Source organism: Achromobacter mucicolens (assembly GCF_029866465.1).
Lineage (GTDB): Bacteria > Pseudomonadota > Gammaproteobacteria > Burkholderiales > Burkholderiaceae_B > Achromobacter > Achromobacter mucicolens.
In genome coordinates, this window is sequence record NZ_CP123364.1 from 5,290,835 (window position 1) to 5,317,173 (window position 26,339).

General features: G+C 66.9%; 29 protein-coding genes. 17 read left to right on the forward strand and 12 right to left on the reverse strand.

The genetic code is table 11. The features are described from left to right. Positions 1–8: 8 nt before the first annotated feature. The 5 genes from QEP15_RS24060 to QEP15_RS24080 all read left to right on the forward strand — a co-directional run bounded on the left by QEP15_RS24060 (position 9) and on the right by QEP15_RS24080 (position 3,458). Complete coding sequence (locus QEP15_RS24060) at positions 9–431, forward strand: rhodanese-like domain-containing protein (RefSeq protein ID WP_056319739.1); 423 nt, start codon at positions 9–11, stop codon at positions 429–431. A 52-nt stretch (positions 432–483) separates the two neighbouring features. After that, a complete protein-coding gene (gene grxC, locus QEP15_RS24065; protein ID WP_056319736.1) occupies positions 484–741 on the forward strand; it encodes a glutaredoxin 3 in 258 nt (85 codons plus the stop codon). A gap of 37 nt (positions 742–778) precedes the next feature. Continuing rightward, entirely contained in the window at positions 779–1,315 is a 537-nt protein-coding gene (gene secB / locus QEP15_RS24070) for a protein-export chaperone SecB (protein WP_056319734.1), read from the forward strand. Positions 1,316–1,332: 17 nt separating this feature from the next. Next, entirely contained in the window at positions 1,333–2,400 is a 1,068-nt protein-coding gene (locus QEP15_RS24075) for an NAD(P)H-dependent glycerol-3-phosphate dehydrogenase (RefSeq protein ID WP_280148198.1), read from the forward strand. Positions 2,401–2,465: 65 nt separating this feature from the next. Then, entirely contained in the window at positions 2,466–3,458 is a 993-nt protein-coding gene (locus tag QEP15_RS24080) for a Bug family tripartite tricarboxylate transporter substrate binding protein (RefSeq protein ID WP_056319730.1), read from the forward strand. Positions 3,459–3,481: 23 nt separating this feature from the next. Here the strand turns inward: QEP15_RS24080 and QEP15_RS24085 are convergent, their stop codons facing one another. After that, entirely contained in the window at positions 3,482–3,952 is a 471-nt protein-coding gene (locus tag QEP15_RS24085; protein ID WP_056319784.1) for a tRNA (cytidine(34)-2'-O)-methyltransferase, read from the reverse strand. A 133-nt stretch (positions 3,953–4,085) separates the two neighbouring features. After that, the gene (locus tag QEP15_RS24090) at positions 4,086–4,706 is read right to left on the reverse strand and encodes a ComF family protein (protein WP_425285971.1); all 621 of its coding nucleotides are present in this window, start codon (positions 4,704–4,706) and stop codon (positions 4,086–4,088) included. Between the two features lie 203 nt (positions 4,707–4,909). On the opposite strand from QEP15_RS24090, the gene QEP15_RS24095 reads away from it, so the two are divergent. Then, complete coding sequence (locus tag QEP15_RS24095; RefSeq protein ID WP_280148199.1) at positions 4,910–5,845, forward strand: methyltransferase domain-containing protein; 936 nt, start codon at positions 4,910–4,912, stop codon at positions 5,843–5,845. 24 nt (positions 5,846–5,869) lie between these two features. On the opposite strand, the gene QEP15_RS24100 is transcribed toward QEP15_RS24095, so the two are convergent. The 7 genes from QEP15_RS24100 to rsmB all read right to left on the reverse strand — a co-directional run bounded on the left by QEP15_RS24100 (position 5,870) and on the right by rsmB (position 15,321). Then, the gene (locus QEP15_RS24100; RefSeq protein WP_175156579.1) at positions 5,870–7,108 is read right to left on the reverse strand and encodes a YbdK family carboxylate-amine ligase; all 1,239 of its coding nucleotides are present in this window, start codon (positions 7,106–7,108) and stop codon (positions 5,870–5,872) included. A gap of 327 nt (positions 7,109–7,435) precedes the next feature. Next, the gene (locus QEP15_RS24105) at positions 7,436–8,905 is read right to left on the reverse strand and encodes a TrkH family potassium uptake protein (RefSeq protein ID WP_128829521.1); all 1,470 of its coding nucleotides are present in this window, start codon (positions 8,903–8,905) and stop codon (positions 7,436–7,438) included. A 53-nt stretch (positions 8,906–8,958) separates the two neighbouring features. Further along, positions 8,959–10,338, reverse strand: a complete 1,380-nt coding sequence (gene trkA / locus QEP15_RS24110; RefSeq protein ID WP_056319722.1) for a Trk system potassium transporter TrkA — start codon at positions 10,336–10,338, stop codon at positions 8,959–8,961. Beyond that, a complete protein-coding gene (locus tag QEP15_RS24115; protein ID WP_063952136.1) occupies positions 10,335–11,030 on the reverse strand; it encodes a response regulator in 696 nt (231 codons plus the stop codon). The genes trkA and QEP15_RS24115 overlap by 4 nt, the downstream gene beginning before the upstream one ends. 11 nt (positions 11,031–11,041) lie before the next feature. Next, positions 11,042–13,357 carry a sensor histidine kinase gene (locus tag QEP15_RS24120; RefSeq protein ID WP_180097267.1) on the reverse strand — a complete coding sequence of 772 codons (2,316 nt, stop codon included), beginning with the start codon at positions 13,355–13,357 and terminating at the stop codon, positions 11,042–11,044. Then, on the reverse strand, positions 13,354–13,944 hold the full coding sequence (locus QEP15_RS24125; protein WP_128829524.1) for a DUF4390 domain-containing protein: 591 nt from the start codon (positions 13,942–13,944) through the stop codon (positions 13,354–13,356). Before QEP15_RS24125 ends, QEP15_RS24120 begins: the two co-directional genes overlap by 4 nt. Positions 13,945–13,983: 39 nt before the next feature. Continuing rightward, positions 13,984–15,321, reverse strand: a complete 1,338-nt coding sequence (gene rsmB / locus QEP15_RS24130) for a 16S rRNA (cytosine(967)-C(5))-methyltransferase RsmB (RefSeq protein ID WP_280148200.1) — start codon at positions 15,319–15,321, stop codon at positions 13,984–13,986. A gap of 96 nt (positions 15,322–15,417) precedes the next feature. Here rsmB and QEP15_RS24135 point away from each other — a divergent pair, with 96 nt between their 5' ends. The 3 genes from QEP15_RS24135 to rimO all read left to right on the forward strand — a co-directional run bounded on the left by QEP15_RS24135 (position 15,418) and on the right by rimO (position 17,986). Further along, positions 15,418–16,050 (forward strand): LysE family translocator, encoded by a 633-nt coding sequence (locus QEP15_RS24135; RefSeq protein WP_152382869.1) that lies wholly within the window; start codon positions 15,418–15,420, stop codon positions 16,048–16,050. A gap of 195 nt (positions 16,051–16,245) precedes the next feature. Next, on the forward strand, positions 16,246–16,497 hold the full coding sequence (locus tag QEP15_RS24140) for a helix-turn-helix domain-containing protein (protein ID WP_063952133.1): 252 nt from the start codon (positions 16,246–16,248) through the stop codon (positions 16,495–16,497). Positions 16,498–16,639: 142 nt separating this feature from the next. Beyond that, positions 16,640–17,986 (forward strand): 30S ribosomal protein S12 methylthiotransferase RimO, encoded by a 1,347-nt coding sequence (gene rimO, locus QEP15_RS24145; protein ID WP_062839051.1) that lies wholly within the window; start codon positions 16,640–16,642, stop codon positions 17,984–17,986. A 134-nt stretch (positions 17,987–18,120) separates the two neighbouring features. Here rimO and QEP15_RS24150 read toward each other — a convergent pair whose 3' ends face one another. Then, the gene (locus QEP15_RS24150; protein WP_056319683.1) at positions 18,121–18,681 is read right to left on the reverse strand and encodes a ferritin-like domain-containing protein; all 561 of its coding nucleotides are present in this window, start codon (positions 18,679–18,681) and stop codon (positions 18,121–18,123) included. A 234-nt stretch (positions 18,682–18,915) separates the two neighbouring features. Here QEP15_RS24150 and QEP15_RS24155 point away from each other — a divergent pair, with 234 nt between their 5' ends. From QEP15_RS24155 to QEP15_RS24175, 5 genes are all read left to right on the forward strand, one after another. Continuing rightward, the gene (locus QEP15_RS24155) at positions 18,916–19,506 is read left to right on the forward strand and encodes an LOG family protein (RefSeq protein ID WP_056319681.1); all 591 of its coding nucleotides are present in this window, start codon (positions 18,916–18,918) and stop codon (positions 19,504–19,506) included. Positions 19,507–19,541: 35 nt separating this feature from the next. Continuing rightward, on the forward strand, positions 19,542–20,108 hold the full coding sequence (locus tag QEP15_RS24160; RefSeq protein WP_056319678.1) for a hypothetical protein: 567 nt from the start codon (positions 19,542–19,544) through the stop codon (positions 20,106–20,108). A 70-nt stretch (positions 20,109–20,178) separates the two neighbouring features. Further along, entirely contained in the window at positions 20,179–20,805 is a 627-nt protein-coding gene (locus QEP15_RS24165) for an HAD hydrolase-like protein (RefSeq protein WP_056319675.1), read from the forward strand. Positions 20,806–20,817: 12 nt separating this feature from the next. Further along, positions 20,818–21,444, forward strand: a complete 627-nt coding sequence (locus tag QEP15_RS24170) for a pyridoxamine 5'-phosphate oxidase family protein (protein ID WP_280148201.1) — start codon at positions 20,818–20,820, stop codon at positions 21,442–21,444. Positions 21,445–21,459: 15 nt separating this feature from the next. Next, a complete protein-coding gene (locus tag QEP15_RS24175; RefSeq protein ID WP_152382872.1) occupies positions 21,460–21,981 on the forward strand; it encodes a class IV adenylate cyclase in 522 nt (173 codons plus the stop codon). Between the two features lie 19 nt (positions 21,982–22,000). On the opposite strand, the gene fmt is transcribed toward QEP15_RS24175, so the two are convergent. Further along, positions 22,001–22,942: a methionyl-tRNA formyltransferase gene (fmt, locus tag QEP15_RS24180; protein WP_152382873.1), complete on the reverse strand. Its 942-nt coding sequence runs from the start codon at positions 22,940–22,942 to the stop codon at positions 22,001–22,003. Positions 22,943–22,956: 14 nt separating this feature from the next. Further along, positions 22,957–23,469: a peptide deformylase gene (gene def, locus QEP15_RS24185; RefSeq protein ID WP_152382874.1), complete on the reverse strand. Its 513-nt coding sequence runs from the start codon at positions 23,467–23,469 to the stop codon at positions 22,957–22,959. A 230-nt stretch (positions 23,470–23,699) separates the two neighbouring features. Between def and dprA the strand changes: the two genes are divergently transcribed. The 3 genes from dprA (at position 23,700) to QEP15_RS24200 (ending at position 26,327) form a co-directional block, all read left to right on the forward strand. Continuing rightward, on the forward strand, positions 23,700–24,812 hold the full coding sequence (gene dprA / locus QEP15_RS24190) for a DNA-processing protein DprA (protein WP_280148202.1): 1,113 nt from the start codon (positions 23,700–23,702) through the stop codon (positions 24,810–24,812). A gap of 93 nt (positions 24,813–24,905) precedes the next feature. Then, positions 24,906–25,814, forward strand: a complete 909-nt coding sequence (locus QEP15_RS24195) for a hydroxymethylglutaryl-CoA lyase (protein WP_056319662.1) — start codon at positions 24,906–24,908, stop codon at positions 25,812–25,814. Between the two features lie 39 nt (positions 25,815–25,853). Next, positions 25,854–26,327 (forward strand): hypothetical protein, encoded by a 474-nt coding sequence (locus QEP15_RS24200; protein WP_152382877.1) that lies wholly within the window; start codon positions 25,854–25,856, stop codon positions 26,325–26,327. Positions 26,328–26,339: the final 12 nt, after the last annotated feature.

Genomic DNA, 26,339 nt, shown 5'->3' on the forward strand with positions numbered 1-26,339 from the left:
AAGCCTTCGTGGACCTTTTGCAATTCTTGCTCGATAAAAACAACATTTTCATTGTCGCCGTCGCCGTGGTGTCTGGCGTGATGCTGATCATTCCGGCCCTGCGCAAGGGCCGTACCGGATCTGCCATCAGCACGAATGAAGCCATCCAGATGGTCAACCAGCGCAATGCCGTGTGGGTCGACGTGCGCCCTGCCGAGCAATTCCAGGCCGGCCACATTGCCCAGGCACGAAACGTGCCGGCAGCCGACATCGAGCAGAAGGCCAGCTCGCTGCCCAAGAACAAGCCGCTCGTGGTGGTTTGCGACAATGGCCGCGATTCGGCCCGCGCCGCCGCCAAGCTGCGCGCTCAGGGCTTTACCGACGTCGTGCCGCTGGAAGGCGGCATGCGCGCCTGGTCCGCCGCCAGCCTGCCGGTCACCCAGAAGGGTTGAAGCGGGCGGACTCGCCCCCATCTACCTATCCTTGTACCCACAGGAGCGCCCTATGAACAAAGTCGTCATGTACAGCAAGGACTATTGCCCTTATTGCGCCCGCGCCAAGTCGCTGCTCGAGCAGCGCGGCGTGACCGACCTGGAAATCATCCAGATCGACCGGGAACCGTCCCAGCGCGATGTCATGATCGAACGCACCGGCCGGCGCACCGTCCCGCAGATCTTCATCGGCGATACCCATGTCGGCGGTTGCGACGACCTGATGGCCCTGGACCGCTCGGGTGGACTCACCCCCTTGCTGAACGGCTAATCGCCCCTTTTTGCCTCTCCCACCAACGGAAACACTCATGGCTGATCAAGACCAAAACTCCCAGCAAGAAGGCGGCAACGACGCGCCCTCGTTCAATCTGCAGCGCGTCTACCTGAAAGACCTCTCGCTGGAAATGCCTAACGCGCCTCACGTGTTCCTGGAGCAGGAAGCGCCCCAGGTCGAGGTGAGCATCACCGTGGGCGGTCAGCGCCTGGCCGAAACCGTGTTCGAAACCACGGTCACCGTCACCGTCACCACCCGCATCAACGACAAGGTCGTGTACCTGGTCGAAGGCACGCAAGCCGGCATCTTCGAAGCGGCCAACATCCCCGAAGAACAGCTTGATCCGCTGCTGGGCATTGTCTGCCCCACGATGCTCTACCCGTACCTGCGCGCCAACATCGCCGACGCGATCACCCGCACCTCGATGCCCCCGCTGCACCTGACCGAAGTCAACTTCCAGGCCCTGTACGAACAGCGCATCGCCGAACTGCAACAGCAGCAGGCTGGCGCCGCCAATGGTAGCGGTGGCGACTCGGGCATCATCCTGCCCCCCGGCGCGACCCGCCAGTAAGCACCCCGCGGCGCCCCATGAACCAACCCGCCGAGCCGCGCCTGCGCGTCGCCGTCCTGGGTGCGGGCAGTTGGGGCACCGCGCTGGCGGCGGCCGCCAGCCGCCGCCACCCCACCCAGCTCTGGGCGCGCGAAGCCGCGCAAGCGGCCGCCATGGCCGCCACCCACGAAAATGCCCGCTATCTGGCGGGCATTTCCCTGCCCAAGACGCTGCAGTTTTCCGCCGATCTGGACGCCACGCTGCGCACCTTGCAGGACGACGCCGCGCGCCCCCTGATCGTGCTGGGCGTGCCCGTCGCGGGCCTCATGTCCATTTGCGAAGCGCTGTCGCAGCGGCTGCCCGCGCTGGGCCTGCAGGACACTCCCATCGTCTGGACGTGCAAGGGCTTTGAAGCCGACACGGCCAGGCTGCCCCACGAAATCATGCGCGAGGCCCTGCCCGGCGCAACGGGCGGCGCCTTGTCAGGCCCCTCGTTCGCCCGCGAGGTCGCGCAAGGCCTGCCCGTCGCGCTGACGGTCGCCAGCAGCAGCCCCGCGCTGCGCGAGGCCACGACCGCGGCGTTCCATGGCGCGGCGCTGCGGGTCTACGCCAGCACCGACCTGGTCGGCGTCGAGGTGGGCGGCGCGCTAAAGAACGTGATCGCGGTTGCCTGCGGCATCTGCGACGGCCTTGCGCTGGGCACCAATGCCCGCGCGGCCCTGATTACCCGCGGTCTGGCCGAGATGACCCGTTTTGGCGTCGCGCTGGGCGCGCAGGCCGAAACCTTCGCCGGGCTGACCGGCCTGGGCGATCTGGTGCTGACCGCCACGGGCGAGCTATCGCGCAACCGGCGCGTGGGCCTGGAGATCGGCGCCGGCCGCAAGCTGGCTGACATCCTGGCCAGCGGCATCACCGCCGAGGGCGTGCGCTGCGCCCGCGCCGCGCTGGAACGCGCCCGCGCCATCAATGTCGAATTGCCCATTACCGAAGCCGTGTGCGCCGTGCTGTTCGAAGGCGTGGCGCCCATGACGGCCGTCTCGGCCCTGCTGGCGCGGGATGCGCGTTACGAAGGGTCCGGCTCCGGCGAGGCCTTCGGCGCCGCCTAGACCGCGCCTCTGTCCATTCCGCTCCGACAACAACACACGACACCCACCCCGAGGAGACATCCTTCATGACGCAAACCCGCAAGTTCCGGGTCGGCCCGCTGCTGCGTGGCCTTTGCCTGAGCCTGGCCGCCATCGTGCCCTTTGCCGCCCACGCCGACTGGCCTGAGCGCCCGATCCACATGGTGGTGCCCTTTCCGCCGGGCTCGTCTCCCGACATCCTGGCGCGCACGATTTCCGAGCCGCTTTCCCAGGCCCTGGGTCAGCCCATCGTCATCGACAACAAGCCGGGCGCGGGCGGCAACATCGGCACGCGCATGGTGGCGCAGGCCAAGCCCGACGGCTACACGCTGCTCTACACGATCAACGGCCCGCTGGTCACCGCCCCCACCCTGTACAAGAAGACGCTGGGCTACGACCCCCTGACCGATCTGGAGCCGGTGTCGCTGGTGGGCACCAGCCCCAACGTGCTGGTGGTGCCGGGCAGCCTGAAGGTCGACAACGTCCAGGACTTCGTCAAGCTGGTCAAAGGCCGCGGCAATTCGCTGAACTACGGGTCGGTTGGCCCGGGCAGCTCGGCCCACCTGGCCATGGAGATGTTCAAGGAGAGCGCGGGCGTGGACCTGGCGCACATTCCGTACTCCGGCTTTCCCCAGGTCATCACCGCCATCATCGGCGGCGACGTGCAGGCGGGCTTCATGGTGCCGGCGATCGCCGTGCCGCAGGCGCGCGACGGCAAGGTCAAGCTGCTGGCCGTGACCAGCCTGCAGCCCAGCGACGCCCTGCCCGGCGTGCCGACCATGGCCTCGCAAGGCTATCCGGATTTCGAGGCCATCTCGTGGAATGCGATCCTGGCGCCGGCCGGCACGCCCACGCCGATCGTCGAACGGCTCAATAGCGAACTGGCGCGCATCATCAATAGCGATGCCGTGCGCAAGCAGCTTGCGCTGCAATACTTCACGCCCGCCCCGTCCACCCCGGAAGCCCTGACCGCCCGCATCAAGAATGAAAAGGCGCGTTGGGACCAGGTGATCGACAAGCTCAAACTGTCGCTGGACTGAGCTTCCCGGCCGAAGGGCGGCGCCTACGCGCCCCCTTCGTATCCCTGCTGGCGCCAGGCTTCGAACACCGTGACCGCCACGGCATTCGACAGGTTCAGGCTGCGCTGGCCGGCGCGCATCGGCAGCCGCAGGCGCTGCTGCGGCGGAAACATCGCCTGGTGCTCGTCGGACAGGCCGGCGCTTTCGCGGCCAAACACGAATACATCCCCCGGTTTGAAACTGACATCGGCCACGCTGCGCTGCGCGTGCGTGGTCAGCGCATAGATGCTGGACGCGGCCGCGCCGGTATCTTCCAGCGCCTCGCGCAGCGTGTCGTGCACGCGCACGGGTTGCCACTCGTGATAGTCCAACCCGGCCCGCCGCATGCGGGCATCATCCAGTTCAAACCCCAACGGCCGCACCAGATGCAGCTGCGCGCCGGTATTGGCGCACAGGCGAATGGCGTTGCCCGTGTTGGGCGGGATCTCCGGGCAGACAAGAATGACGTGGAACATGGTGCAGGGAAGATAAAAGGCGTGCGGCCGGAAGCGGCCGCAGGCGTGATTGTCGCCGATTTGCCTGGATGGGCCGGCGCGCGGCGGGCCATCCAGGCGGCCCGGCCTGGACGCCGGCCGATGCAATCCGGCGTCAGGGCGTGCGCGCGGCGACCAGCACCGTGACGCTGGCCGCGCCCGCCGCCATCAGGGCCTGCGCCGCGGCCCCAGCGGTGCTGCCGGTGGTCATCACGTCGTCCACCACCGCCACATGCCGGCCAAGAACGGTGCCGGAGCAGGTGAAAAGACCCACGGCCCCGCGCTGCCTGGCGCGCCGGTCCAGCGTGGCTTGGCGGGGCGTCTCGCGCCGCCGCGCCAGGACAAGGCGCGGCGCGGGCAGCGACAGTTCGGCCGCCAGGCTGCGCGCGATCTCGGCCGCCGGGTTCATGCCGCGCTGGCGCAGCGACGCGCGGCTGGCCGGGATGGGGACCAGGAGCAGATCGGCAGGCCAGGTGCCCTTGCCCTGGCTGGCTGCCCCGTCCGACGCCAGCAACGCCTGCGCCATCAACCGCGCCAGCACCGGCGCCATGCTGAGCCGCAGCTGCGTCTTGAGCATCAGGATCAGCGAGTCGCCGGGCGGCGCGTAATCGAAGGCGGCGACGGTCCGTCTGAACGCGCACGGCGCGGCCAGGCAGGCCGCGCAATGCTGCCCGCCGTCCTTGAGGCGAAGCCCGCACTGCGGGCATCTGTCAGGTGTGCCTGGCGGCCCGGCCATGATGTCTGCCTGGCAGCCGGCGCACAGCCGCGCCCCCGCGACCCGGGCACCGCATAACGGGCAATCGCCGCCTACGCGCGACAGCAGCCGTCGCCCCATGTCCAGTAGGGGCAATCGGAGCCTGCGGCCGGGATGCGCAATAATGTGTGCCATCCCAGATCAAACCATGCTCCGCCCCGGGCGATCCCGCGGGCGCGACCGAAATGTCCCTGCCAGAAACCGCAACGCCCCCCTCCCTGCCCCTCGTCAGCGCCGACGTGCCGCGCCAGTTCGCGCGCCGCGGCGACCTGGCTGACGCCCAATTCCTTTATGGCGAGGTGGCGCGCCGCATGCTCGGCCGGCTGCAGTACATCCGCGTGCAGCCGCAAGCCTTGCTGGACGCCGGCTGCGGCGCCGGCGACAACCTGCCGTTGCTGCGCGAGCGCTACCCGGATGCCGCCTATACCGGCCTGGACAACTGTGAGCCGCTGCTCGGCCAAGCGCGCAAGCGCCACGCGCCGGGCGGCCTGTCGGCCTGGATTGGCAAGCTGGCGCGCCGCGGCCCCGCCGCCCCCGCGTTCGTCAATGCGGATCTGGCAAACACGGGCCTGCCGCCCGAATCGCTGGAACTGGTGTGGTCGAACATGGCCATGCACTGGCACCGCGAACCGCACGCCGTGCTGGCCGAGTGGCGCCGCATCCTGAAAGTGGGCGGCCTGGCGATGTTTTCCTGTCTGGGCCCGGCCACCCTGCGCGAACTGCGCCAGGCGGTGGCCGACGCGGGCCTGCGCACCGCCACGCCGTCCTTCGTGGACATGCACGACTTCGGCGACCTGCTGGTTGAGAACGGCTTCGCGGATCCGGTCATGGACCAGGAAATCCTGACCCTGACCTATCGCAGCCCGGAAAAGCTGCTGCAGGACGTGCGCGCCCTGGGCGGAAACCCGGCCGAAGGCCGCCGCGGCGGGCTGGTGGGACGGGATTGGCGCGACCGCCTGTGCGCCGCGCTGGAAGCGCAGCGCAATGCCGATGGTCTTATCGTGCTGAGCATCGAGGTGGCGTACGGCCACGCCTGGCGCGCCGCCGCGCATCGGACCGTGGCGGGAGAAACCCGCCTGTCCGTCAGCGCGATCGGCGGCCGGCACCGCGGCGCCCCCTGACACGGGGGCCCCGCCGCTGGCTTCCTAGTGCAGCCGTTCGGGCACGATGACGCCGGGCTCGGACGCGGCCAGGCTCTGCATGGGCTCGGACGTCGCCCGGATCCGGCGGCGCAGCACCGCAGTGGGCTCCGCGGGCGGCGCGACGGGGGCCGCCGTGCCGCGCCAGGCATTGGACATGGCCTCCACCATCAGCGGCAGGTCGCGCAGGCGGTGATACTGGCTACGCAGCCAGCGGGCATCGTTGCCGGCGCGCATGGCATCGTCGCGCAGGGCGGCGATCATGTCGCCGGTGCCCAGTTCCTCGGCCACCGGCATCAGACGCTGGAACAGCGCACGCAGATGGTCGATCAGGCGCACGCGTTGCCCTTCCGGCGTCACGTAGCTGCCCTGCAGGCCAAAACGGCAGGCCTGGAAATGGTTGCTGCGATAGGACAGCCACGCGTTGTCGCTGGGATCTTCCTCGCGCATCAGCAGCACCGCCAGCACCTGGGCAAACGCCGCCACCTGGCAGGCGCGTTCCACGGTCAGCGGCGTGTCGCAAACACGGATCTCGACCGTGCCGTATTCAGGCTTGGGACGGATATCCCAGTACAGGTCCTTGATGCTTTCAGCCAGGCCGAAGGCGCGCAGTTGCGACAGATGGGCCTCGAACTGGTACCAGTCCTTGACCTCGGCGGGCATATGCCCGGCCAGCGGGAAGCTGTTGACCGCGTTCAGGCGCGAGCACGAGAACAGGGTATCCACCCCCTCGCAGTAGGGCGAAGAGGCCGACAGCGCGATGAAATGCGGCACGTAGGGCGACAGGCGGCGCAAAAGCTTGATGGAATCGTCGCCGCTCTTCACGCCCAGATGGATGTGCTGGCCGAAAACCGTAAATTGACGCGCCAGGTAACCGTACATTTCGGCCAGGTACTGGAAGCGCGGGGTATCCGAGATGGAGCGTTCCTGCCAGCGCATGAAGGGATGGGCGCCGCCGCCCGCCACCGACACGCCCACCGCGTCGGCCGCTTCAACCAGGGCATCGCGCATCTCGCGCATTTCGGCCAGAAGGCGCATGGGGTGCTCGTGCACCGAGGAGTTCAGTTCGATCATGGACCGCGTGATTTCGGGTTTGACGCGGTCGGCAATAGGATGGTTGGCCATCTGGGCCAACAGTTCGTCAGAGGCTGCAGCAAGGTCAAAACTGCGGGGGTCGATCAGTTGCAGCTCGAGTTCGATGCCCAGGGTGTTGGGGGCCGACGAAATGAACGGGATTTGTTCCATCTCGGACTCCTTTGAATGTTTGATGAGGGTATGCGCCGTTCGACCTTGAAGCCCGGCAACTTCCCGGGGGGCGCTAGACGGCGGCTTGTGAACGCATGATAGCCGCAGCTTTGTGGCAAAACGATTGAAAATCGTGACATTTGTGTGCAACATCGCGAATCATCCGGTTTTGCCCTCTGAAGAAAAGTAAGCAAGCGCTCACAGCATAGGATTGGCGCGGGTCGCCAGCGCGCCAGGCGCCGAAAGCCTGTATTGACGGGGATTCTGAGGGGGGATGGGATAACCCTCATTAGGGTTATCCCTTATCAAATTGACGCCGGACGGCGGCTATTTGCGCCAGAAGATCGGTGTGAACAGGACCAGCACGGTCAAGAGCTCCAGGCGGCCGATCAGCATGGCAAAGGTGCAGACCCAGATCTGGAAGTCCGACAGCACGGCGAACGAGCCCATCGGACCCACGGGCCCCAGCCCCGGCCCCGTGTTGTTCACGCTGGCAAACACCGCCGAGAACGCCGTGATGGGGTCCAGGCCCGAGAGCAGCAGCAGGCTGGTGAACACGGCGATCGACAGGCCGTAGAACAGCATGAAGGCCAGCACGGACGACATGGTCCGGGTCTCCACCGCCCTGCCGTTGATCCGGACCGGACTGACGGCATGCGGGTGCAGCATCGTCACCAGCTCGTTGCGGGCCTGCTTGATCAGCAGGATGGCGCGGATCATCTTGATCCCGCCCCCCGTCGACCCGGCCGAGGTCGCAAAGCCCGACAGCAGCAGCATCGTCAGCGGCGCAAACAGCGGCCACTGCGCAAAGTCCGTGTTGGCATAGCCCGTGGTGGTGGCCATGGAGATGGTGTTGAACATCCCGTAGCGCAGCGCCTCCAGGGGATCCGTGTAGACGTCCTTGATGAACAGGTACACCGAGATGATCACGCCCACTCCCAGCACCACGACCAGGTACGGGATGGCCTCCGGGCAGCGCCAATAGGCACGCGGGCTGCGCTGGCGGAAGGCGTTGAAGTGCGTCGCGAAGTTGATCCCGGCGATCAGCATGAACACCATCGCCACCATTTCGACCGCCACGGAGTCAAAGTGCGCGAACCCGTCGTCCCAGGTGGAAAAGCCCCCCAGCCCCATGGTGGTGGCCATGTGGCACCAGGCCTCGAACCAGGACAGGCCGGCCAGCCGGTACGCCAGGAAACAGAGAATCGAAAACACGAAGTACACCGCGTACAGCGCCTTGGCCGTGCTGGCGATGCGCGGGGTCAGCCGCTCGTCCTTCATCGGGCCCGGGGTTTCCGCCCGGACCACCTGGTGGCCGCCCACGCCCAGCAGGGGAAGAATGGCGACGGCCAGCACCAGGATGCCCATGCCGCCGATCCAGATCAGCGTGGCACGCCACAGGTTGATCGACGGCGGCAAGGTGTCCAGGTTGGTCAGGACCGTGGCGCCCGTCGTGGTCAGCCCGGACATCGCCTCGAAATAGGCCCCGGTGAAGGACAAGGGCAGCCCCGCGCCATGGAAATACAGCAAGAGCGGAATGGCCGCCAGCAAGGGCAGGCCCGCCCACACCGCAGACACCAGCACGAAGCCGTCGCGCGCCCGCAATTCACTGCGGTTGCGCCGGGTCAGCGCGGCCAGGCCGCCGCCAATGCCCACCGAAATGAGAAACCCGTTCCGGAACGCGTCGCGCGCCCCGTCCGCCCCTACATAGGCGATGAACAGCGGGATCAGCATGGTGAGGGCGAACATCACCATGGTGAGGCCCAGGATGTACAGGGTGGCCAGAACGCGCTTCATGAAGGCTTATCCGGCCGCGCGCGGCCCACGCAAGGAGTGAGAGGGGCAGCGCATCAGAAGAAGGACGCCGAGACCTGGAACAGCTTTTCCACGCGCGGCATCTGCTGGCGCGAGGGCACGAAGACGATGACGTGGTCGTCGGTTTCGATGACGGTATCGGCGTCGGGCAGGATGATTTCTTCGCCGCGCACCAGCGCGCCGATGCTGGCGCCCTTGGGCAGGCTGATCTTGCCCACCGCGCGGCCCACCACCTTGGACGTGGAGCGGTCGCCGTGGGCAATGGCCTCCAGGGCCTCCGCCACGCCCTGGCGCAGCCGGTGCACGGCGACCACGTCGCCGCGGCGCACATGGCGCAGCAGTTCGCTCATGGTGGCTTGCGACGGCGACACCGCGATGTCGATATGGCTGCCCTGCATCAGCTCGCCGTACGCCTGCCGGTTGATCAGCGCGATCACCTTGCGTGCGCCCAACCGCTTGGCCAGCAGCGAGGACATGATGTTGTCCTCGTCGTCGCTGGTCAGCGCCAGCCAGGTGTCCATGTCCTCGATGTTTTCGCGCTCGAGCAGCGCCTCGTCGGTGCCGCTGCCGTGCAGGACCAGTACGCTGTCCGGCAGCTGGGTCGCCAGGTACTCGCAGCGCTTGAGGTCGTGCTCGATGATGCGCACGCTGTACTTTTCTTCGGCGAGCTGCCGCGCGAGGCGCAGGCCGATATTGCCGCCGCCCGCGATCATCACGCGGCGCACGGCCCGCTCGGCGTCTCGCAGCTTGCGTACCGCGCGGCGGGCATGGTCGGAATCCACGACCAGCACGACTTCGTCGCCCGGCGCGATGACGGTGCCGCTGCCCGCGCGCAGGGGACGCCCGCCGCGCAGCACGTCGATCACGCGCGCCTTCACGTCCGGCCAGACGTCGCGCAGCTTGTCGACGGACGAATGCGCCATCGGGCTGCCATGCCCCACCCGGACCGTCACGACGCTGACGCGCCCTTCCGCAAATTCCACGACCTGCAAGGCCTCGGGAAATTCGATCAGGCTGTGAAGGTAAGTGGTGACGCTGCGTTCGGGGCTGATGAGCGCGTCGATGCAGAAGCCTTCTTCGCTCATGAGTTCGGGATGTTCGGGAAACTCGGCCGAACGGATGCGGGCGATGCGGCGGGGAATGTTGAAGAGCTGGCGCGCAATCTTGCACGCGACCATGTTGGCGGCGTCGGAAGCCGCACAGGCGATGAAAAGATCGGTATCGGCGGCGCCGGCGTTTTCAAGCACCGACACCTGCGAGCCGTCTCCCAGGACGACACGCAGGTCGAAGTGTTCTTGCAGGTATTGCAGCTGGGCGGGGGCGGAATCGATGACCGTGATGTCGTTTTGCTCGGACACCAGGTTTTCCGCCACGCTGGTGCCTACGCGACCAGCGCCCATGATGAGGATCTTCATGTGCTGCGCTTGCGCGCGGACTCGATGCCCAATTGCTTGAGCTTGCGGTAGAGGTGGGTGCGTTCCAGCCCGGTGCGTTCGGACACGCGCGTCATGCTGTGGCTTTCCCTGACCAGGTGATATTCGAAGTAGATGCGCTCGAACTCGTCGCGCGCCTCGCGCAGCGGCTGGTCCAGCGAGATGCTGCCAAGCTGGCCGTTGGAGGTGGCCGGCGCATCGTTGACGGACACGGCAGCCAGCGCGGCCGGCGGATCGAGTTCGTCTTCCAGTGCGACCACCGGGCTGGCGACCGCCGGATTGGCGGCGGCCGGCGCCGGATGCGGCACGCGGCCCCGTGCCAGACCCGCGGCAACGGTCTTGAGCAGACGCTGCAGCGTGATGGGCTTTTCCAGGAAATCCATGGCGCCGATGCGCGTGGCTTCGACTGCCGTGTCGATGGTGGCGTGGCCGCTCATCATGATGACAGGCATATCCAGCAAGCCTTGCGAGCCCCACTCCTTGAGCAGGCTGACACCGTCGGTGTCCGGCATCCAGATGTCCAGCAACACCAGATCGGGACGCATGCGAAGACGGGCAGCGCGCGCTTGCGCCGCGTTTTCGGCCAGCTCGACCGTGTGTCCCTCGTCGTAAAGGATTTCCGACAAAAGCTCGCGTATACCGACTTCGTCGTCAACCACCAGAATTCTGGCCATAAAGCATCCACCTATTGCGTAGCCGCATTATCCTTTTCTTGCGCGGTGGCGTCCATAGTATCGGACCCGGGCGCGAGCCGGGTCAACAGGATGGAAATCCGCGCCCCTCCTTCCTTGCGGTTGGCAAGGTCGATACGTCCGCCATGCTCTTCCACGATCTTGCGGACGATTGCCAATCCTAACCCAGTCCCGTGGGACTTTGTGGTTACGTAGGGCTCGAACGCGCGCTGCATGACCTGCGGCGGGAAGCCCGGACCGGTGTCGGCCACCGTGAAACGCAGCGCCTGATGGGCCACGCGATCGGGCTGTTCGCTGCGCATGAGCTGCGTCGTCACGCTGACGCGGCCCTGCCCGCCCAGCTCCGCGATCGCATCGCGGGCATTCGACAGCAGGTTGTGAATCACCTGCCGAAGCTGGGTCGGATCGCCTTCGATGTCGGGCAGGCCGGCCGCCAGGCTCACGTCCAGATTCAGGGCCTTCTCCGTCAGGCGCGAGGACCCGCCCTCGGGCTCCCAGCCGTAGAGCGACAACACGTCCGCCACCAGCGCGTTGAAGTTGATGCGTTGCATGACGGCCGGCGGCGTGCGGGCGTATTCGCGGAAGTCGTCCACCATCTGCTTGAGCGACGCCACCTGGTTCACGATCGTGTTGGTCGAGCGCGCCACGATCTGGGCCTCGGCGGGCGGCAGCTTGCCTTCCAGCTTCATGGCAAGGCGCTCGGCCGAGAGCTGGATGGGGGTCAGCGGATTCTTGATTTCGTGGGCCAGACGGCGCGCCACCTCGCCCCACGCCACCGTCCGGTTGGCCGAGATCACTTCGGTGATGTCGTCGAACACCACCAGATAGCCGTTGCCGCGCCCGTCCACGCGCAGGTGCGTGCCCCGCGCCAGCAGCGTCAGCGGCTGCGATGCGGTCTCGCCTTCGACCGCGGCGGGCGCGATTTCGAACTGCTGCTGCCAGTGCTGGCGTTCGGAACCGACCGCCGCATGCGTGGAAAACGCCTGACGCACGATGTTCGCAAATTCCAGCATGCCGTCCGCCGTCTCCAGCGGGCGGCCGATCACCGAACGCAAGTCGGCGCCCAGGATGGTCTGGGCCCCCTGGTTGACCGTGGTGACGCGGAAGGCTTCATCGAACACCAGCACGCCGGAGGACAGGTTGGACAGCACGCTTTCCAGGTAGACATTGGAGCGCTCGAGCTGCTGGCGGTTGCTTTCGACCATGCGGCGCGCCTCGTCGAGCTGGCGCGTCATGGCGTTGAACGAGCGCGTAAGCTGGCCGACTTCGTCGCGTTCCGGCGGTTCGGGCAAGGGCCGGTAGTCGCCCACGCCCACCGCCTGCGTGCCGCCTGCCAGGCTCAGCAGCGGGCGCACCAGCCGCTTGGACAGGGACAGCGCCACCGCGATGGCGCCGAACGCCGCCAGCAGCAGAGCCAGCGTCAGTGTGATGCCGTAGAGCTTGCGCAGGCCCAGCCGCGACAGCGCCAGTTCCTGGTAATCGCGAAAGCCCTGCTGCACGAGGTTGGCGTTGTGCGCGATCTGCTCGGGCACCGGCTGCAGCAGCTGCAGCCAGCGGGGTTCGGAGGCCGGCCCCAGCAGGTTGTCGTAGCGGTCCGGGCCGTTCAGCGGGATCACCACGCGCAGATGCAGGCCGCCCTCGGCGCCCGGCGTTACGGGATCGTCGGCTTCGGCCGCCGAGTAACCGCGCGCCAGCCGCAACTGGTTCATCACCGTGGACGGCGGCATTGCAGGCAGCAGTTGCCCGTACTGGCTGGTCGAAAACGCCACCATGCGGCCGCTGCCCGTGAAAACCATGGCTTCCTGCACGCCGTTGGCCTCGCGCAGCCGGGTCAGCGCCAGCGTCACGCCGCTGTCGGTGCTGCGGTTCAGTTCGACCGCCATCGAGCGCGCCCGCGCGTCCAGGTCCGCCAGCAGCGAATCCAGCGCGGCGCGGCCCAGGTTCAGGCCGGCTTCCAGCGCCGTATCCACGCGCACGTTGAACCAGGATTCGATCGAGCGCGACATGAACTGCACCGACACGGTGTAGATGAGCGCGCCGGGCACCACGCCAATTAGGGCGAACGCCAGGGAAAAGCGGGCGGTAAGCCGCGCGCCGAACTGCCGGCGCCGGATCTGCCGGGCCAGCCGCACCGTCAGCGCAACCACCCAGACAAAGAGCGCCAGCGCGAAAATGCCGTTCAGGACCAGCAGCGTGTCGTAGTAGCGCGCAAAGCGCGAGGCGTTTCCGGTGGACCAGGCCAGAAGGCCCAGCAGCGCCAGACCGCTCACGGCGCCTACCATCAGCGCCAGCCGAAGCAAAAGCCTCATGAGGGATCTTTCTCCTTGTCGCCCAACATGAACGAGAAGTCCATCCACGGCGTCGCCTGCGCCCACGAACTGCTGTTCAGGGCATTGACCTGGAACGGCCGCGGCAACAGCGACGTATCCAGCCTCAGGCGCAATTGCCCGTTGTATTCCGACCCCGCATCAAACTCGCTCGCCTCTGCCACCCGCCAATTGCGGATGTGCCGGATGGCGCTCATCGCGTCGTCCAGCGAGGCCACCGGAAAGGACAGCTCGCCCACGCCCGCCCGCCATTGCCGGGTCAGCGCGTTATAGACCACCCGCCAGGTGCGGGACGTGTCCACCAGCGACTTGTCGAACCAGTACCAGCGCTCGCGGGTGATGGTGAGGTCGGCCGTGAAATACAAGGCGACGCCGCGCTGGGCGGCGTCGCGCAACTGCTGATTCAGCTCGAATTCGATATCCGCGTCGATTTCCAGGTTGCCGTCCCGCACCACCGGATCCACCCGGGTGACGCGGGGTTCGGACGCATGCGCCAAGCCGCCCGGCGCGGTCAAAAGCACGGCAGATACCAGCAACAACCCAAGAAATACGCGCGAAATAATGGACATACGGCACCGGGACTACGTCATGCCCCTATTCTTCGGGATTCAGGACTGCTTGGCAAACAAGGCGTAGAAAAACCCGTCGTGTTGCGCCGCGGGTGTTGCATCGACCGCAACTGGCAGCAATTGGCCCGGCGCCTCCAGGCGGGTTGCGTCAGGGTGGCGCTGCAGAAACTCCAGGGCCTGGCGCGTGCCTTCAATCGGAAAGACCGAGCATGTCACATAGAGCAGGCGGCCGCCCGGCGCCACGGTGGACCAGAGCGCGTCCAGGATCCGGGTCTGCAGGCTGGCCGTGCGGCGCAGGTCGTTCTCGCGGCGCAGCCAGCGGATGTCGGGGTGACGCCGCACGATGCCCGACGCCGTGCAGGGCACGTCGGCCAGCACCGCGTCAAAGGGCTTGCCGTCCCACCAGGCATCCAGGTCGGCCGCATCGGCCGCCTTGAGCCGGACGTGACCGCTGCCCAATCCCAGCCGCGCCAGGTTCTGTTCCACGCGGGCAAGCCGGTCGGCATCGGCGTCCAGGGCAAGCAGGTCGATATCGGCCAGCTCAAGCAGATGCGCCGTCTTGCCGCCCGGCGCCGAGCACGCGTCCAGCACCCGCATGCCGTTCGCGGGCGCCAGCAATTCGGCGGCGAGTTGCGCGCCCGCGTCCTGCACTGACCACCAGCCCTCGGCAAAGCCGGGCAACTGCGTCACCGGTTTGGGCGTGGCGAGCACCACGCCCGACTGGCCCACCGGCTCGGCCGCCAGGCCCGCATCGGCAAACGCCGCCAGCACCTGTTCGCGCGTGGCGCGCCGACGGTTCACCCGCAGCGTCAGCGGGGCCGGCAGGTTGGCGGCGGCCAGGATGTCACGCCATTGCTTGGGATAGGCCACGGTCAGCTGCTTGACCCACCAGCCGGGATGATTGAATTGCGCCTCGGGGCTGTCGGCCACCGCGGCATCGAGCGCGGCGCGTTCGCGCAGGAAGCGGCGCAGGCAGGCGTTGAGCATGCCCTTGTACGACGCCAGGGCGCGCGAGCCGGCGGCTGCGGTCACCGCCTGGTCGACGACCGTGTGCGGCGCATAGACCGGCATGCCGGGCAAGGCCACGGCCGCATCGCCCTCTTCCTTGAGCAGCGTCAGCGACACCAGCAGCAGGGATTCGAACAGCACGCTGGGATAGCGCTGCACCATCTCGCGCCCGACCGCATCGGCCCAACCCAGGTAGCGCATCGCATGAAACGACACGGCCTGCGTGGCCGGACGCAGCGCGGCGTCCACGTCGGCCAGCGCCTCGGTGAGCGAACGGCCGTCGAGCACATCCTCCACCACTTCCGCGCTGGCAAGAAGGACTGAAGAGAGCGGAGGAGCCAGATTGGGGGAGTCGGAACGCGTGGACATGGGGCGAAATCAAAGAGTAAGACCGCTATGGTAGCCCGGACCTGGACGAGAGGGCGGCGGGCGCGGCACACTGGGTGCCTGCCCCGGAGCCCGATCATGACCCTTGCCACGCTGCTGCTGTTCGTCCTGGCCTCTGCCGTCGCCATCATCACGCCCGGTCCCACCGTGCTTCTCGCCCTGTCCAACGGCTCGCGCCACGGCGTGCGCGCCGCATGCTGGGGCATGGGCGGCGCCGTGCTGGCGGATCTGGTCCTGATCGGCGCGGTGGCCTGCGGCCTGGGCGTGCTGCTGGCGGCCTCCGAGGTCGCCTTCCAGATCGTCAAATGGGCGGGCGCGGCGTATCTGGCGTGGCTGGGTGTCAAGCTCGTACGTTCGGACGCGGCGCTGACCCTGCCGTCCGAGCGCCCCCGAGACGCCCGTCCGGACGGCCTGGCCCTTGGCATGCGCAGCTTCGTCGTGGCCCTGACCAACCCCAAGGCCCTGCTTTTCATGTCGGCCTTTCTGCCCCAGTTCATCAACCCCGCGGCGCCGCTGCCCGCCCAATATGCCATCCTGGCCGGGATCCTGGCACTGCTGAACGTGGCGACGATGCTGGCGTACGCCACCCTGGGCGCCCAGATGGTCCGCGCCTTCCAGGCGGGCGGCCTGCGCTGGCTGAACCGGATCTGCGGGGGCATGCTGATCGGTCTGGCCGGGACGCTGGCGCTGTATCGGCGAACCGCGGCCTGAACCGGACACGGGCCGACGGTCCGCGTCCGCTTCTCCGCCCCCCCTTTTCGCAGGCCGGTTGCGCACCCGGCGCTATCCGCGCCTACGGCAATGCCGTATAATTCTGCGCTTTCCCCGCTATCGCCACGGGAGCGGCCGCCAGCCTGGAATCCGGTTGGCGGGAAAACGCCGCCCCCCCTCCCCCCTGACTGAGTTATGAATAAGGCTGTTCCGCTTGCCCGGTCCGTCCGGTGGCAGGCGTCGCACATCAGCGAAGCGCGCAACCGCGTGGGCCTGCCGCAGGCCGATTTCGCGGCGTTGCTGGGCGTTAGCGTGCGTACCTTGCAGGATTGGGAACAAGGCCGGCGCAACCCTTCAGGCGCCGCGCAGACATTGCTGCGGGTTGCCATGCTGCATCCCGAAACGCTGCGCCACCTGTCCTCCGTGGACGCCCCGGCCTGGCCCTGACCCTTTGACGATTACCCCGCCGCACGCCCAATGCCCGTGCGCGAACCTACGGTGAATTAGATTGGAAGTTATTGAACATTCCCGCCCCGGCAAAGGCGCCGGCACTGCTCCCAGCAACGGCGCCGACGCGACGCTGGACGCCATCACGGCCGCCGCCCAGGAAGCCAACCCGGGGCGCGCGCCGCGCGTGGGGTTCGTGTCGCTGGGCTGCCCCAAAGCCCTGGTCGACTCCGAACGCATCCTGACCCAGCTGCGCACCGAAGGCTACGAAATCACGCCGGAATACAACGGTGCCGACGTGGTCGTCGTGAACACCTGTGGCTTCATCGACAGCGCCAAGGCCGAGTCGCTGGAAGCCATCGGCGAAGCCCTGGCCGAGAACGGCAAGGTCATCGTGACCGGCTGTATGGGCGTCGAGGAATCGGTGATCCGCGACGTGCATCCCAGCGTGCTGTCGGTGACCGGTCCCCAGCAATATGAAGAGGTCGTGCGCGCCGTGCACGGCGTGGCGCCCCCGCGCACGGACCACAATCCCTACGTGGACCTGGTGCCGCCGCAGGGCGTGAAGCTCACGCCGCGCCACTATGCCTACCTGAAGATCTCCGAAGGCTGCAATCATCGCTGCAGCTTCTGCATCATTCCCTCGATGCGCGGCGACCTGGTCAGCCGTCCCGTGGGCGATGTGCTCAATGAAGCCGAGCGCCTGGTGAAGGCCGGCGTGAAAGAGCTGCTGGTGATCTCGCAGGACACCAGCGCCTACGGCGTGGACCTGAAATACCGCAGCGGCTTCTGGAACGGCCGCCCGGTCAAGACCCGCATGACCGAGCTCTGTATGGCCTTGTCCGAAATGGGCGTCTGGACGCGCCTGCATTATGTGTACCCGTACCCGCACGTCGATGAAGTGATTCCGCTGATGGCCGAGGGCAAGATCCTGCCCTATCTGGACATCCCGTTCCAGCACGCCAGTCCGCGCATCCTGAAGCTGATGAAGCGCCCGGCCTTCGAAGACAAGACGCTTGCGCGCATCAAGCGCTGGCGCGAAATCTGCCCGGACCTGACGATCCGCTCAACCTTCATCGTCGGCTTTCCCGGCGAAACCGAGGAAGACTTCCAATATCTGCTGGACTGGATGCAGGAAGCGCAGCTGGACCGCGTGGGCTGTTTCCAGTATTCGCCGGTTGAAGGCGCGCCGGCCAACCTGCTGGACGATCCGGTGCCGGACGACGTCAAGCAGGATCGCTGGGAGCGCTTCATGGCGCTGCAGCAGACCATCTCCGCCCAGCGCCTGGCGCTGAAGGTCGGCCGAGAGATCGATGTGCTGATCGACGAAGTTGACGAGGACGGCGCGGTGGGCCGCAGCGCGGGCGACGCGCCGGAAATCGACGGCTGCGTCTACGTCAGTTCGGACAAGCCTCTGCAGCCGGGCGACATGGTGCGCGTGCGCGTCACCGAGTCCGACGAGTACGACCTCTGGGCCGACGCGCTGTAATCGCAGCGCCTTCGGACAAACGCCGTCCGGCGCATCACGCGCCGGACGGCGTTTTTCTTTGGACGAGCACGGGGCGGGATCCCGGGACCCCATTACCGCCCATCAATCCGCCCCGCGAACGGGGCGGCGCCCGATCAGGACTTGGCCAGGAAGTCCGACAGATCGTCGGCGTGTTCCTCTTCCACCGCCAGGATTTCCTCCAGCAGACGGCGCGTGGTGGAATCCTGTTCACCGATGTAATCGATCATCTGGCGATAGCTGTCGATGGCGATACGTTCGGCGATCAGGTTTTCCTTGATCATCTCTTCCAGCGAATCGCCTTCGACGTATTCGGAATGGCTGCGGTCCAGGATGCCCTTGGGCGACAGGTTCGGCTCGCCGCCCAGCTGCACGATTCGCTCGGCCAGCTTGTCGGCGTGATCCTGCTCCTGCGCAGCATGCTCGGCAAACTCGGCCGCGACCGGTTCCGCATTCAGGCCGCGGGCCATGAAGTAGTGGCGCTTGTAGCGCAGCACACAGACGATTTCCGTGGCCAGCGCTTCATTCAGCAGTTTCAGCACGGTTTCACGGTCTGCGCGATACGTGTCGGTGATGGCGCCGGATTCAATGTCCTTGCGCGCCTTGGCGCGAATCGCCTTCACGTCCATATCGAAGGGACGCTTGTTTTCCTGCGGGTTGCGGTTTGCTTGTTCCATATCGTTAGCTCCTCTAGTCCGTGAAAGCAGCACGACGCTGGACTTCCAGTCGTTTTCGCCATCTTCAGTCTACCGAGCGCGCCGGAACTTGCTGTGTCCAAACATTGCCCGCGTCTGCCCGCGGTGCTCGCCCAGGGTCTCGGGAGTCCCCCGGCAACCTTGCGTAAACTATCGGCTTCGCGAAAGGCCGCGTGACGCAATCTGTAACGCGGCCGGCAATTTCCCACCCGTTTTATGACTCTGAAGAATATCTGCGTGTATTGCGGCTCCAACCCGGGCACGCGCCCGGACTACGTCGAGCAGGCCCGCGTGCTGGCGCGCGAACTCGTCAAGCGCGACCTGGGCCTGGTGTATGGCGGATCCATCGTCGGGATCATGGGCGTGGTGGCCAACGAAGTGCTGGCCGGCGGCGGCCGCGTCATCGGCGTCATCCCCGAACTGCTTCTCAAGAAGGAACAGGCGCATCTGGGGCTGACCGAGCTGCACACGGTGCAAAACATGCACGAGCGCAAGGCGATGATGATGGAGAAGGCCGACGGCTTTGTCGCCCTGCCCGGCGGCGCCGGCACGCTGGAAGAATTCTTCGAAGTCTGGACCTGGGCGCAACTGAACATGCACCAGAAGCCCTGCGGATTGCTGAACGTGGCTGGGTACTACGATGCCCTGATGCAATTCATTGACCACTCCGTGGAAGAAGCATTCATCCGTCCCCAGCATCGCGACATGCTGGTGGTGGAAGAAGACCCTGCCTTGCTGCTGGATCGCTACGCCATCTACGAGCCGCCCAACGTCTCGAAGTGGTTCGATCCGATCCGAAAGCCCTGACCCCCACGCCAAAGACCTGAACGGAAGCCCCCGCAATGCCTACCGATTCGTTGTTCCCCGGTTGCACCGAGTCCGTATTGCGCGACTATTTTCACGCCAAGGACGAGAACCGCCCGCACTACATGGCCCGCGCCTTCGCGCCCGACGCCGTGCTGAAAATGGCCCTGCGCACGCAGGCCATCGCCTTTCCGCCTGAATCGCATGGCCTGGCCGCCATCACCGACACGCTGGTGCGCAAGTTCGGCCAGACCTACGACAACGTCTACACCTTCTACCTGTCGCGCCCCCCGGCGGACACGCGCCTGCCGGATTACCACTGCGACTGGCTGGTCGGCATGACCGAAAAGGCGACCGGCAACGTGCGCGTGGGCTGTGGGCGATACGACTGGGAATTTCAGCCCGACCCGTATCGCGCCAAGCGCCTGACCATCACGATCGAAACCATGGTGACCCTGCCCCCGGGCGATGCGTCCGCGGTGTTCGGCTGGCTGCTGGCCCTGGACTACCCCTGGACCAGCGCAGCGCGCGTGGTCGCCGGCGCTCCGCCGCTTGAAGACCTGGCGCCGGTCGTGCACTATTTGCTTCACCCGCACGGCATGTAGGGATGCGCGACGACGCCTGTCAGCGTGGGAGAGGCGTCCCCGCCCAGCCTGCCGGCATTGGATTCAAGAATTGAAATACGACATTGCAGCCTTCGACTTCGACGGGACCCTGGCAGACACCATGCCGTGGTTCAACACCATTCTCAATACCGTCGCGGAGAAGTACAACTTCCGCAAGATCGATGCGTCCGAACGCGAAGCGCTTCGCAGCCGCGATGCGATGGAGATCCTGAAGTATCTGAACATCCCGCTATGGAAGCTGCCCGCGATCATGACGCACGTGCGCACGCTGATGCAGGAAATCGATCCCAGCGTGCAGCTGTTTGACGGCATCCCGCAAGCGTTGGCCCGCCTGAAGGCGAGCGGCCTGCGCCTGGCGGTGGTCAGCTCGAACTCCGTCGAGAACGTCAAGCGCGTGCTGGGCGAGGAAACCGCGGCGCTCTTTGACGACTACGAATGCGGCAGCGACCTGTTCGGCAAGGCCGCCAAGATCGACCGCCTGCTCAAGCAGCACGGCACGTCCCCCGAGCGGTTCCTGCTGGTGGGCGACGAAATGCGCGACATCGACGCGGCCCGCAAGGCGGGCGTGCGTGTCGGGTCGGTTGCCTGGGGCTACAACCATGTCGACGCCCTGCGCGGCCGCGGCCCCGACGAGCTGTTCCTGGCGGTTCAAGACCTTCCCAACGCACTGGCATAACGCCCAGACCCCATGCCTACCGATCCCGCTCACCTGATTACCGACGCCGACGCCCTGCACGCGCTTTACGGTTCGCCCGGCGAAGCCTCCCTGAAAAAAGAGGTCGACCACGTGCATCCGCACTACCGCGCGTTCATCGAGGCCGCGCCGTTCGCGCTGCTGGCGACGGCGGGACCGGATGGGCTGGACGCCTCGCCGCGCGGCGACCCCGCCGGGTTTGTGGCGGTGGAAGATGAAAAGACGTTGCTCCTGCCCGACCGCCGCGGCAACAACCGCGTGGACAGCCTGCTCAACGTCATTGCCGATCCGCGCGTGGCCCTGCTGTTCCTCGTGCCGGGCGTGGGCGAAACATTGCGAGTGAACGGCACGGCGCGCATCAGCGTCGACCCGGCGCTTCTGGCGCGCTTCGAGATGGACGGCAAGCTGCCCCGCTCCGTGCTGGTCATCGACGTGCAGAAGGTCTATTTCCAATGCTCGCGCGCCCTGCTGCGCTCGCGCCTCTGGGACCCGCAGACGCAGATCCCCCGCACCGCGCTGCCCAGCGTCGGCCGCATTCTGTCCGACCTGACCGCGGGCACGTTCGACGGCGTGACCTACGATCGCGAACTGCCCGCCCGCGTGGCCGGTTCGCTTTACTGATTCCGGAGCGCGGCCATGGCACGCAATGTCGAGATCAAGGCGCGGGTGGACAGCCTGGATGCCCTCGAACACCTGGCCGCGGCGCTATCGGGAAAAGAGCCGGTCTTCATCGACCAGGACGACACCTTCTTCACGTGCGCGAACGGCCGCCTGAAGCTGCGCGCCTTCGCGGACGGCTCGGGCGAGCTGATCTTCTATCGGCGCGCCGACGATAGCGGCCCCAAGGAAAGCTTCTACGTCATCTCCCCCACCGACGCGCCCGACACACTGCGCGAGGCCTTGTCGCACGCCTATGGCGTGATCGGCCGCGTCAGGAAACACCGCACGGTGTTCATCGCCGGGCGCACGCGCATCCACCTGGACCGCGTGCAGGGCCTGGGCGAATTCCTGGAACTGGAAGTGGTGCTGCGCGACGACGAAAGCGTCGAAGCAGGCATGGAAGAGGCCCGAACGCTGATGGCCGGGCTGGGCGTCGCGCCCGAGCAGTTGCTGTCGGGCGCGTATCTGGATCTGCTGGCGGCGCGCGGCCAGGCGTGAGCCGCCTGGCGCAGCGCCGTCAGGCGGGCTGCCAGCCGCGCACGAACACATCCACCGGCTGGCGCTTGCCGCCCGCCTTTTGCAGTTCAAGCAGGCGCAGCACGCCCTGGCCAGTGGCGATGTCGATGCCCGCCGCATCGGCGCGCAGCACGCTGCCCGGCGCCGCCGTGGTGGTCTCGGCCAGCGCCTGGGCGCGCCAGACCTTCACGGCATCGGGCAGCCCCGGCAACCGGATGCTGGCGCCCGGGACGGGATTGAAAGCCCGCACGCGGCGCGCCAGCAATTGGGCGGGCTGACTGCAATCGAGCGCGGCTTCGGCCTTGTCCAGCTTGGCCGCGTAGGTCACGCCGTCTTCCGGCTGCTTGCGCGCGGTCAGGCCGCCATTGGCCAACGCATCCAGCGCCTGGACGATGGCTTCACCACCCGCCTGCGCCAACGCGTCGTGCAGCTGCGCGGCATTGGTCTCGTCCGAGATCGGCACGATGCGTTCGAGCAGCATGTCGCCCGTATCCAGGCCTTCGTCCATCTGCATGATGGTGACGCCGGTACGTGCATCGCCCGCCTCGATGGCGCGCTGGATGGGTGCGGCGCCGCGCCAGCGCGGCAAAAGGCTGGCGTGGATGTTCAGGCAGCCCAGACGCGGCAGATCCAGCACCCATTGCGGCAAGATCAATCCGTACGCGGCCACCACCATGACATCGGGCGCCACGTTTTCCAGCAACGCACGGGCCTCGGCGGCCTCGTCCGGATAACGGCCATCCAGACGCAGGCTGCGCGGCTGGGCCACGGCAATGCCGGCGTCCAGCGCCGCCTGCTTGACCGGGCTGGGCGTGAGCTTCAGGCCCCGCCCCGCCGGCCGGTCCGGCTGCGTCATGACCAAGGGGATTTCGTGGCCCGCGGCCCGCAGGGCGTCGAACGCGATACGGGCAAATTCCGGGGTTCCGGCAAAGACGATACGCATGGACCGGCTCTCCGTCAGGCGCGCAGCGCTTCGCGCTCGGCCTTCTTGAGCTTGGTCTTGATGCGATTCTGCTTGAGGTTGGACAGGTACTCGACGAACACCTTGCCTTCCAGATGATCGAGTTCGTGCTGCACGCAAACGGCCAGAAGACCGTCGGCCTCGAACTCGAAAGGCTTGCCGTCGATGTCCAGCGCCTTGCAGCGGATGCGCGACGCGCGTTCCACTTCGTCGTAGACGCCGGGAACGGACAGGCAGCCTTCTTCGTAGATCTTGTAGTCGTCGCTGCGCCAGGTGATCTCGGGGTTGATCAGCGTCAGCAGCGCATTGCTTTCCTCGGATACGTCGATCACGACGACGCGCTCATGCACGTCGACCTGGGTCGCGGCCAGGCCGACACCCGGCGCGTCGTACATGGTTTCGGCCATGTCGCGCACGAGTTGGCGGATGCGGTCGTCGACCTCGGCAACCGGCTTGGCCTTTTTGTGCAAGCGCGGATCCGGGTAGCGAAGGATGGGAAGTAAAGCCATTGAAGAGGGATCGCCAGTAGTGATGCTTGGTCGAGAGTTTAATTCATTAGAGTCTTGATTTCTAATAGTTTTCGGCTAATTCAGGGATTGCGGACATTGCTGCGGCACCGTTTTTGCAGGGGGGTTTCGCCATTTGCGCGGCCGCGCATATCCGTCCACCCCGGTCCTGATGGACGCGCGTGGCGCATGCGACACTCTCGAACCCCAGACGCCTTTTCCGCGCCCGTTTCATGCCCCTCACGCAATCGCCCGAAGAACTCGCCGCCTGGCTGCGGCTGTCCCTCGAACCCAACGTCGGTTCCGCGACCGCCTGCCAGCTGCTCGCCGCCCTTGGTCTGCCCGACCAGATCTACGCGCAGCGCGCCACCGCGCTCTCGCGGCACGTGCCGGAAGCGCTGGCGCGGCAATTGGCCGCGCCCATGCCGGCCGACATGGAAAAGCAGGTGCAGGCGGCGCTGGAATGGGTGCAGCAGCCCGGCCGCCACGTCCTCACGCTGGCCGATCCCGCGTATCCGCAAAGCCTGCTGACGATCGCCGACCCGCCCATCCTGCTGTACGTCGCCGGGGATCCCGCTTTTCTGCAGGGGCCGTCGCTGGCGGTCGTGGGCGCGCGCAATGCCACGCCCGGCGGCCAGGAAAATGCGCGCGCGTTTGCCCGGCATCTGGCGGGCAACGGCTGGCGCGTCGTCAGCGGCCTGGCGCTAGGCATCGACGCCGCCGCACATGAAGGGGCGCTGGACGCCGGCCCGCAGGGCGCGGGCACCGTTGCGGTCATGGGAACGGGCATCGACCGCATCTACCCGGCCAGCCATCGCGACCTGGCGCACCGCATCGCCGCGCACGGTGCGCTGGTGTCGGAGCTGCCGCTGGGCACCGGCGCGCGGCCGCAGCATTTTCCCAAGCGCAACCGCATCGTGGCGGGCCTGGCGCGCGGCGTGCTGGTGGTGGAAGCGGCCAAGCAGAGCGGGTCGCTGATCACCGCGCGGCTAGCCGGAGAATGCGGACGCGAAGTCTTTGCCATCCCCGGCTCCATCCATTCGCCGCTGTCGCGCGGCTGCCATGCCTTGATCCGCCAGGGCGCCAAGCTGGTCGAAACCGCCATGGACATCACGGACGAGCTTGGCGGGGGCCCCACGCCGACGCCGCCCGCGCGCAGGCAGACACCGGCCCCGGCCCCCGCCCATCCCGTGCTCGACGTCCTGGGTTTCGACCCGCTGCATCTGGACGCGATCCAGGCGCGGTGCGGCCTGGAGACGGCCGACCTGCAGACGCAACTGGTCGAACTGGAATTGCAGGGCCGCATCGCCCGGCTGGACGATGGCCGCTACCAGCGTTTGCACTAGCACTGCAACGGGGCCGGATGCGATGGCGCTAATATGTTCGGCAGCGCCGCAGCCTTGTAGCACCGGCCACCCAATACCGACACAGGAAGAGACATGGCATTGCCCTCCCGCGTGAAGATCGTCGAGGTATCGCCTCGCGACGGTCTGCAGAACGAAAAGGAATTCGTCCCCACCGACATCAAGGTGGAACTGGTCAACCGCCTGAGCGCCGCAGGCTTCCCCAATGTGGAAGCCGCGTCGTTCGTGTCGCCCAAATGGGTGCCGCAGATGGCCGACGGCGCCGACGTGATGGCGCGCATCGAACGCCGGCCCGGCACCATCTATTCGGTGCTGACGCCCAACATGAAGGGTTTTGAAGGGGCGCTGGCCGCCCGCGCGGACGAAATCGTGATCTTCGGCGCCGCCAGCGAGGCCTTTTCCCAAAAGAACATCAACTGCTCCATCGCCGAATCCATCGCGCGTTTCGAGCCCGTCGTGCAGGCGGCGCGCGAAGCCGGCATCCGCGTGCGCGGCAGCATCAGCTGCGCGCTGGGCTGTCCCTACCAGGGCGAAGTTCCCGTCGAGGCCGTGGTGGACGTGGCGCAGCGCTACCTGGCGATGCAGGTCGATGAGATCGACGTGGCCGACACCATCGGCGTGGGCAACCCCAAGCGTGTGCGCGAAGTGATGGCCGCCGTCACGCAGGTCGTGGATCCGGCGCGCGTGTCGGGCCATTTTCACGACACCTATGGCCAGGCGCTTGCCAACATCCTGGCAGCGTTGGAAACCAACATTTCCATCTTCCACACGTCGGTGGCCGGCCTGGGCGGCTGCCCCTACGCAAAGGGCGCCACCGGCAACGTCGCGACGGAAGACGTGCTGTACATGCTGCGCGGCCTGGACATCGACACGGGCGTGGACTTCGACGCCGTGGTCGACATCGGGCAATGGATGTCCGCGCATCTGAACCGCAAGGGCTCCAGCCGCGCCGGCAACGCCATCGCCGCCAAGCGCGCGGCCTGATCCCGCGCCGCACGCCCCCGTCCGCATGACCCGGCCCGCATGACCACCCCGACAGCCACCCGCGCGCCCGAAGACCTCGCGGCGCTGCTCCGCGCCATCGGCCCGTTGCCCCTGGCGGGCCAGGCCTGGCCGGACTGGGTGCGCATCCTGACCTGGGTGTTGCTTGCGGTGCTGGGCGTGCAGGTTGTCACCACCGCCATCCGCGCGCCCTCACAGCCCTTCGACACGCTGCTGGCAGTGGGCGTGGTGCTGTGCTTTGTGGCGCTGTTGTTTGTCTCGTGGCACATGCAGACGTCCATCACCACGATCGACGATCACGGCATCCGCCAGACATGGTTCACGCGGCGCGAAGTGGCCTGGGAAGACGTGCGCTTCGCGCGCTTCGTGCCAATGGTGTTTTCCAAGCGGCTCGTCGTCTTCACACACCGCGGAAAGCCGGTGATTTTTCAGGGCGGCACGCGAGAACTGCGCGCGGCGTTTGTGAAGATCGGAGAGTTGTACAAGAGCGCCTGATTCCGTCCAAAT

Bases quoted from the DNA above. Each gene is read 5' to 3' on its own strand.
- fmt (WP_152382873.1), bottom strand. From the start codon at position 22,942: ATGCGTATCGTCTTTGCCGGAACCCCGGAATTTGCCCGTATCGCGTTC.
- QEP15_RS24085 (WP_056319784.1), bottom strand. From the start codon at position 3,952: ATGTTCCACGTCATTCTTGTCTGCCCGGAGATCCCGCCCAACACGGGC.
- secB (WP_056319734.1), top strand. From the start codon at position 779: ATGGCTGATCAAGACCAAAACTCCCAGCAAGAAGGCGGCAACGACGCG.
- QEP15_RS24140 (WP_063952133.1), top strand. From the start codon at position 16,246: ATGAATAAGGCTGTTCCGCTTGCCCGGTCCGTCCGGTGGCAGGCGTCG.
- QEP15_RS24120 (WP_180097267.1), bottom strand. From the start codon at position 13,357: ATGAGGCTTTTGCTTCGGCTGGCGCTGATGGTAGGCGCCGTGAGCGGT.
- QEP15_RS24075 (WP_280148198.1), top strand. From the start codon at position 1,333: ATGAACCAACCCGCCGAGCCGCGCCTGCGCGTCGCCGTCCTGGGTGCG.
- grxC (WP_056319736.1), top strand. From the start codon at position 484: ATGAACAAAGTCGTCATGTACAGCAAGGACTATTGCCCTTATTGCGCC.
- QEP15_RS24175 (WP_152382872.1), top strand. From the start codon at position 21,460: ATGGCACGCAATGTCGAGATCAAGGCGCGGGTGGACAGCCTGGATGCC.
- QEP15_RS24195 (WP_056319662.1), top strand. From the start codon at position 24,906: ATGGCATTGCCCTCCCGCGTGAAGATCGTCGAGGTATCGCCTCGCGAC.
- QEP15_RS24155 (WP_056319681.1), top strand. From the start codon at position 18,916: ATGACTCTGAAGAATATCTGCGTGTATTGCGGCTCCAACCCGGGCACG.
- QEP15_RS24095 (WP_280148199.1), top strand. From the start codon at position 4,910: ATGTCCCTGCCAGAAACCGCAACGCCCCCCTCCCTGCCCCTCGTCAGC.
- QEP15_RS24115 (WP_063952136.1), bottom strand. From the start codon at position 11,030: ATGGCCAGAATTCTGGTGGTTGACGACGAAGTCGGTATACGCGAGCTT.
- QEP15_RS24135 (WP_152382869.1), top strand. From the start codon at position 15,418: ATGACCCTTGCCACGCTGCTGCTGTTCGTCCTGGCCTCTGCCGTCGCC.
- QEP15_RS24200 (WP_152382877.1), top strand. From the start codon at position 25,854: ATGACCACCCCGACAGCCACCCGCGCGCCCGAAGACCTCGCGGCGCTG.
- QEP15_RS24160 (WP_056319678.1), top strand. From the start codon at position 19,542: ATGCCTACCGATTCGTTGTTCCCCGGTTGCACCGAGTCCGTATTGCGC.
- dprA (WP_280148202.1), top strand. From the start codon at position 23,700: ATGCCCCTCACGCAATCGCCCGAAGAACTCGCCGCCTGGCTGCGGCTG.
- QEP15_RS24100 (WP_175156579.1), bottom strand. From the start codon at position 7,108: ATGGAACAAATCCCGTTCATTTCGTCGGCCCCCAACACCCTGGGCATC.
- QEP15_RS24090 (WP_425285971.1), bottom strand. From the start codon at position 4,706: ATGGCCGGGCCGCCAGGCACACCTGACAGATGCCCGCAGTGCGGGCTT.
- rsmB (WP_280148200.1), bottom strand. From the start codon at position 15,321: ATGTCCACGCGTTCCGACTCCCCCAATCTGGCTCCTCCGCTCTCTTCA.
- QEP15_RS24125 (WP_128829524.1), bottom strand. From the start codon at position 13,944: ATGTCCATTATTTCGCGCGTATTTCTTGGGTTGTTGCTGGTATCTGCC.
- QEP15_RS24105 (WP_128829521.1), bottom strand. From the start codon at position 8,905: ATGAAGCGCGTTCTGGCCACCCTGTACATCCTGGGCCTCACCATGGTG.
- QEP15_RS24080 (WP_056319730.1), top strand. From the start codon at position 2,466: ATGACGCAAACCCGCAAGTTCCGGGTCGGCCCGCTGCTGCGTGGCCTT.
- def (WP_152382874.1), bottom strand. From the start codon at position 23,469: ATGGCTTTACTTCCCATCCTTCGCTACCCGGATCCGCGCTTGCACAAA.
- QEP15_RS24170 (WP_280148201.1), top strand. From the start codon at position 20,818: ATGCCTACCGATCCCGCTCACCTGATTACCGACGCCGACGCCCTGCAC.
- QEP15_RS24150 (WP_056319683.1), bottom strand. From the start codon at position 18,681: ATGGAACAAGCAAACCGCAACCCGCAGGAAAACAAGCGTCCCTTCGAT.
- trkA (WP_056319722.1), bottom strand. From the start codon at position 10,338: ATGAAGATCCTCATCATGGGCGCTGGTCGCGTAGGCACCAGCGTGGCG.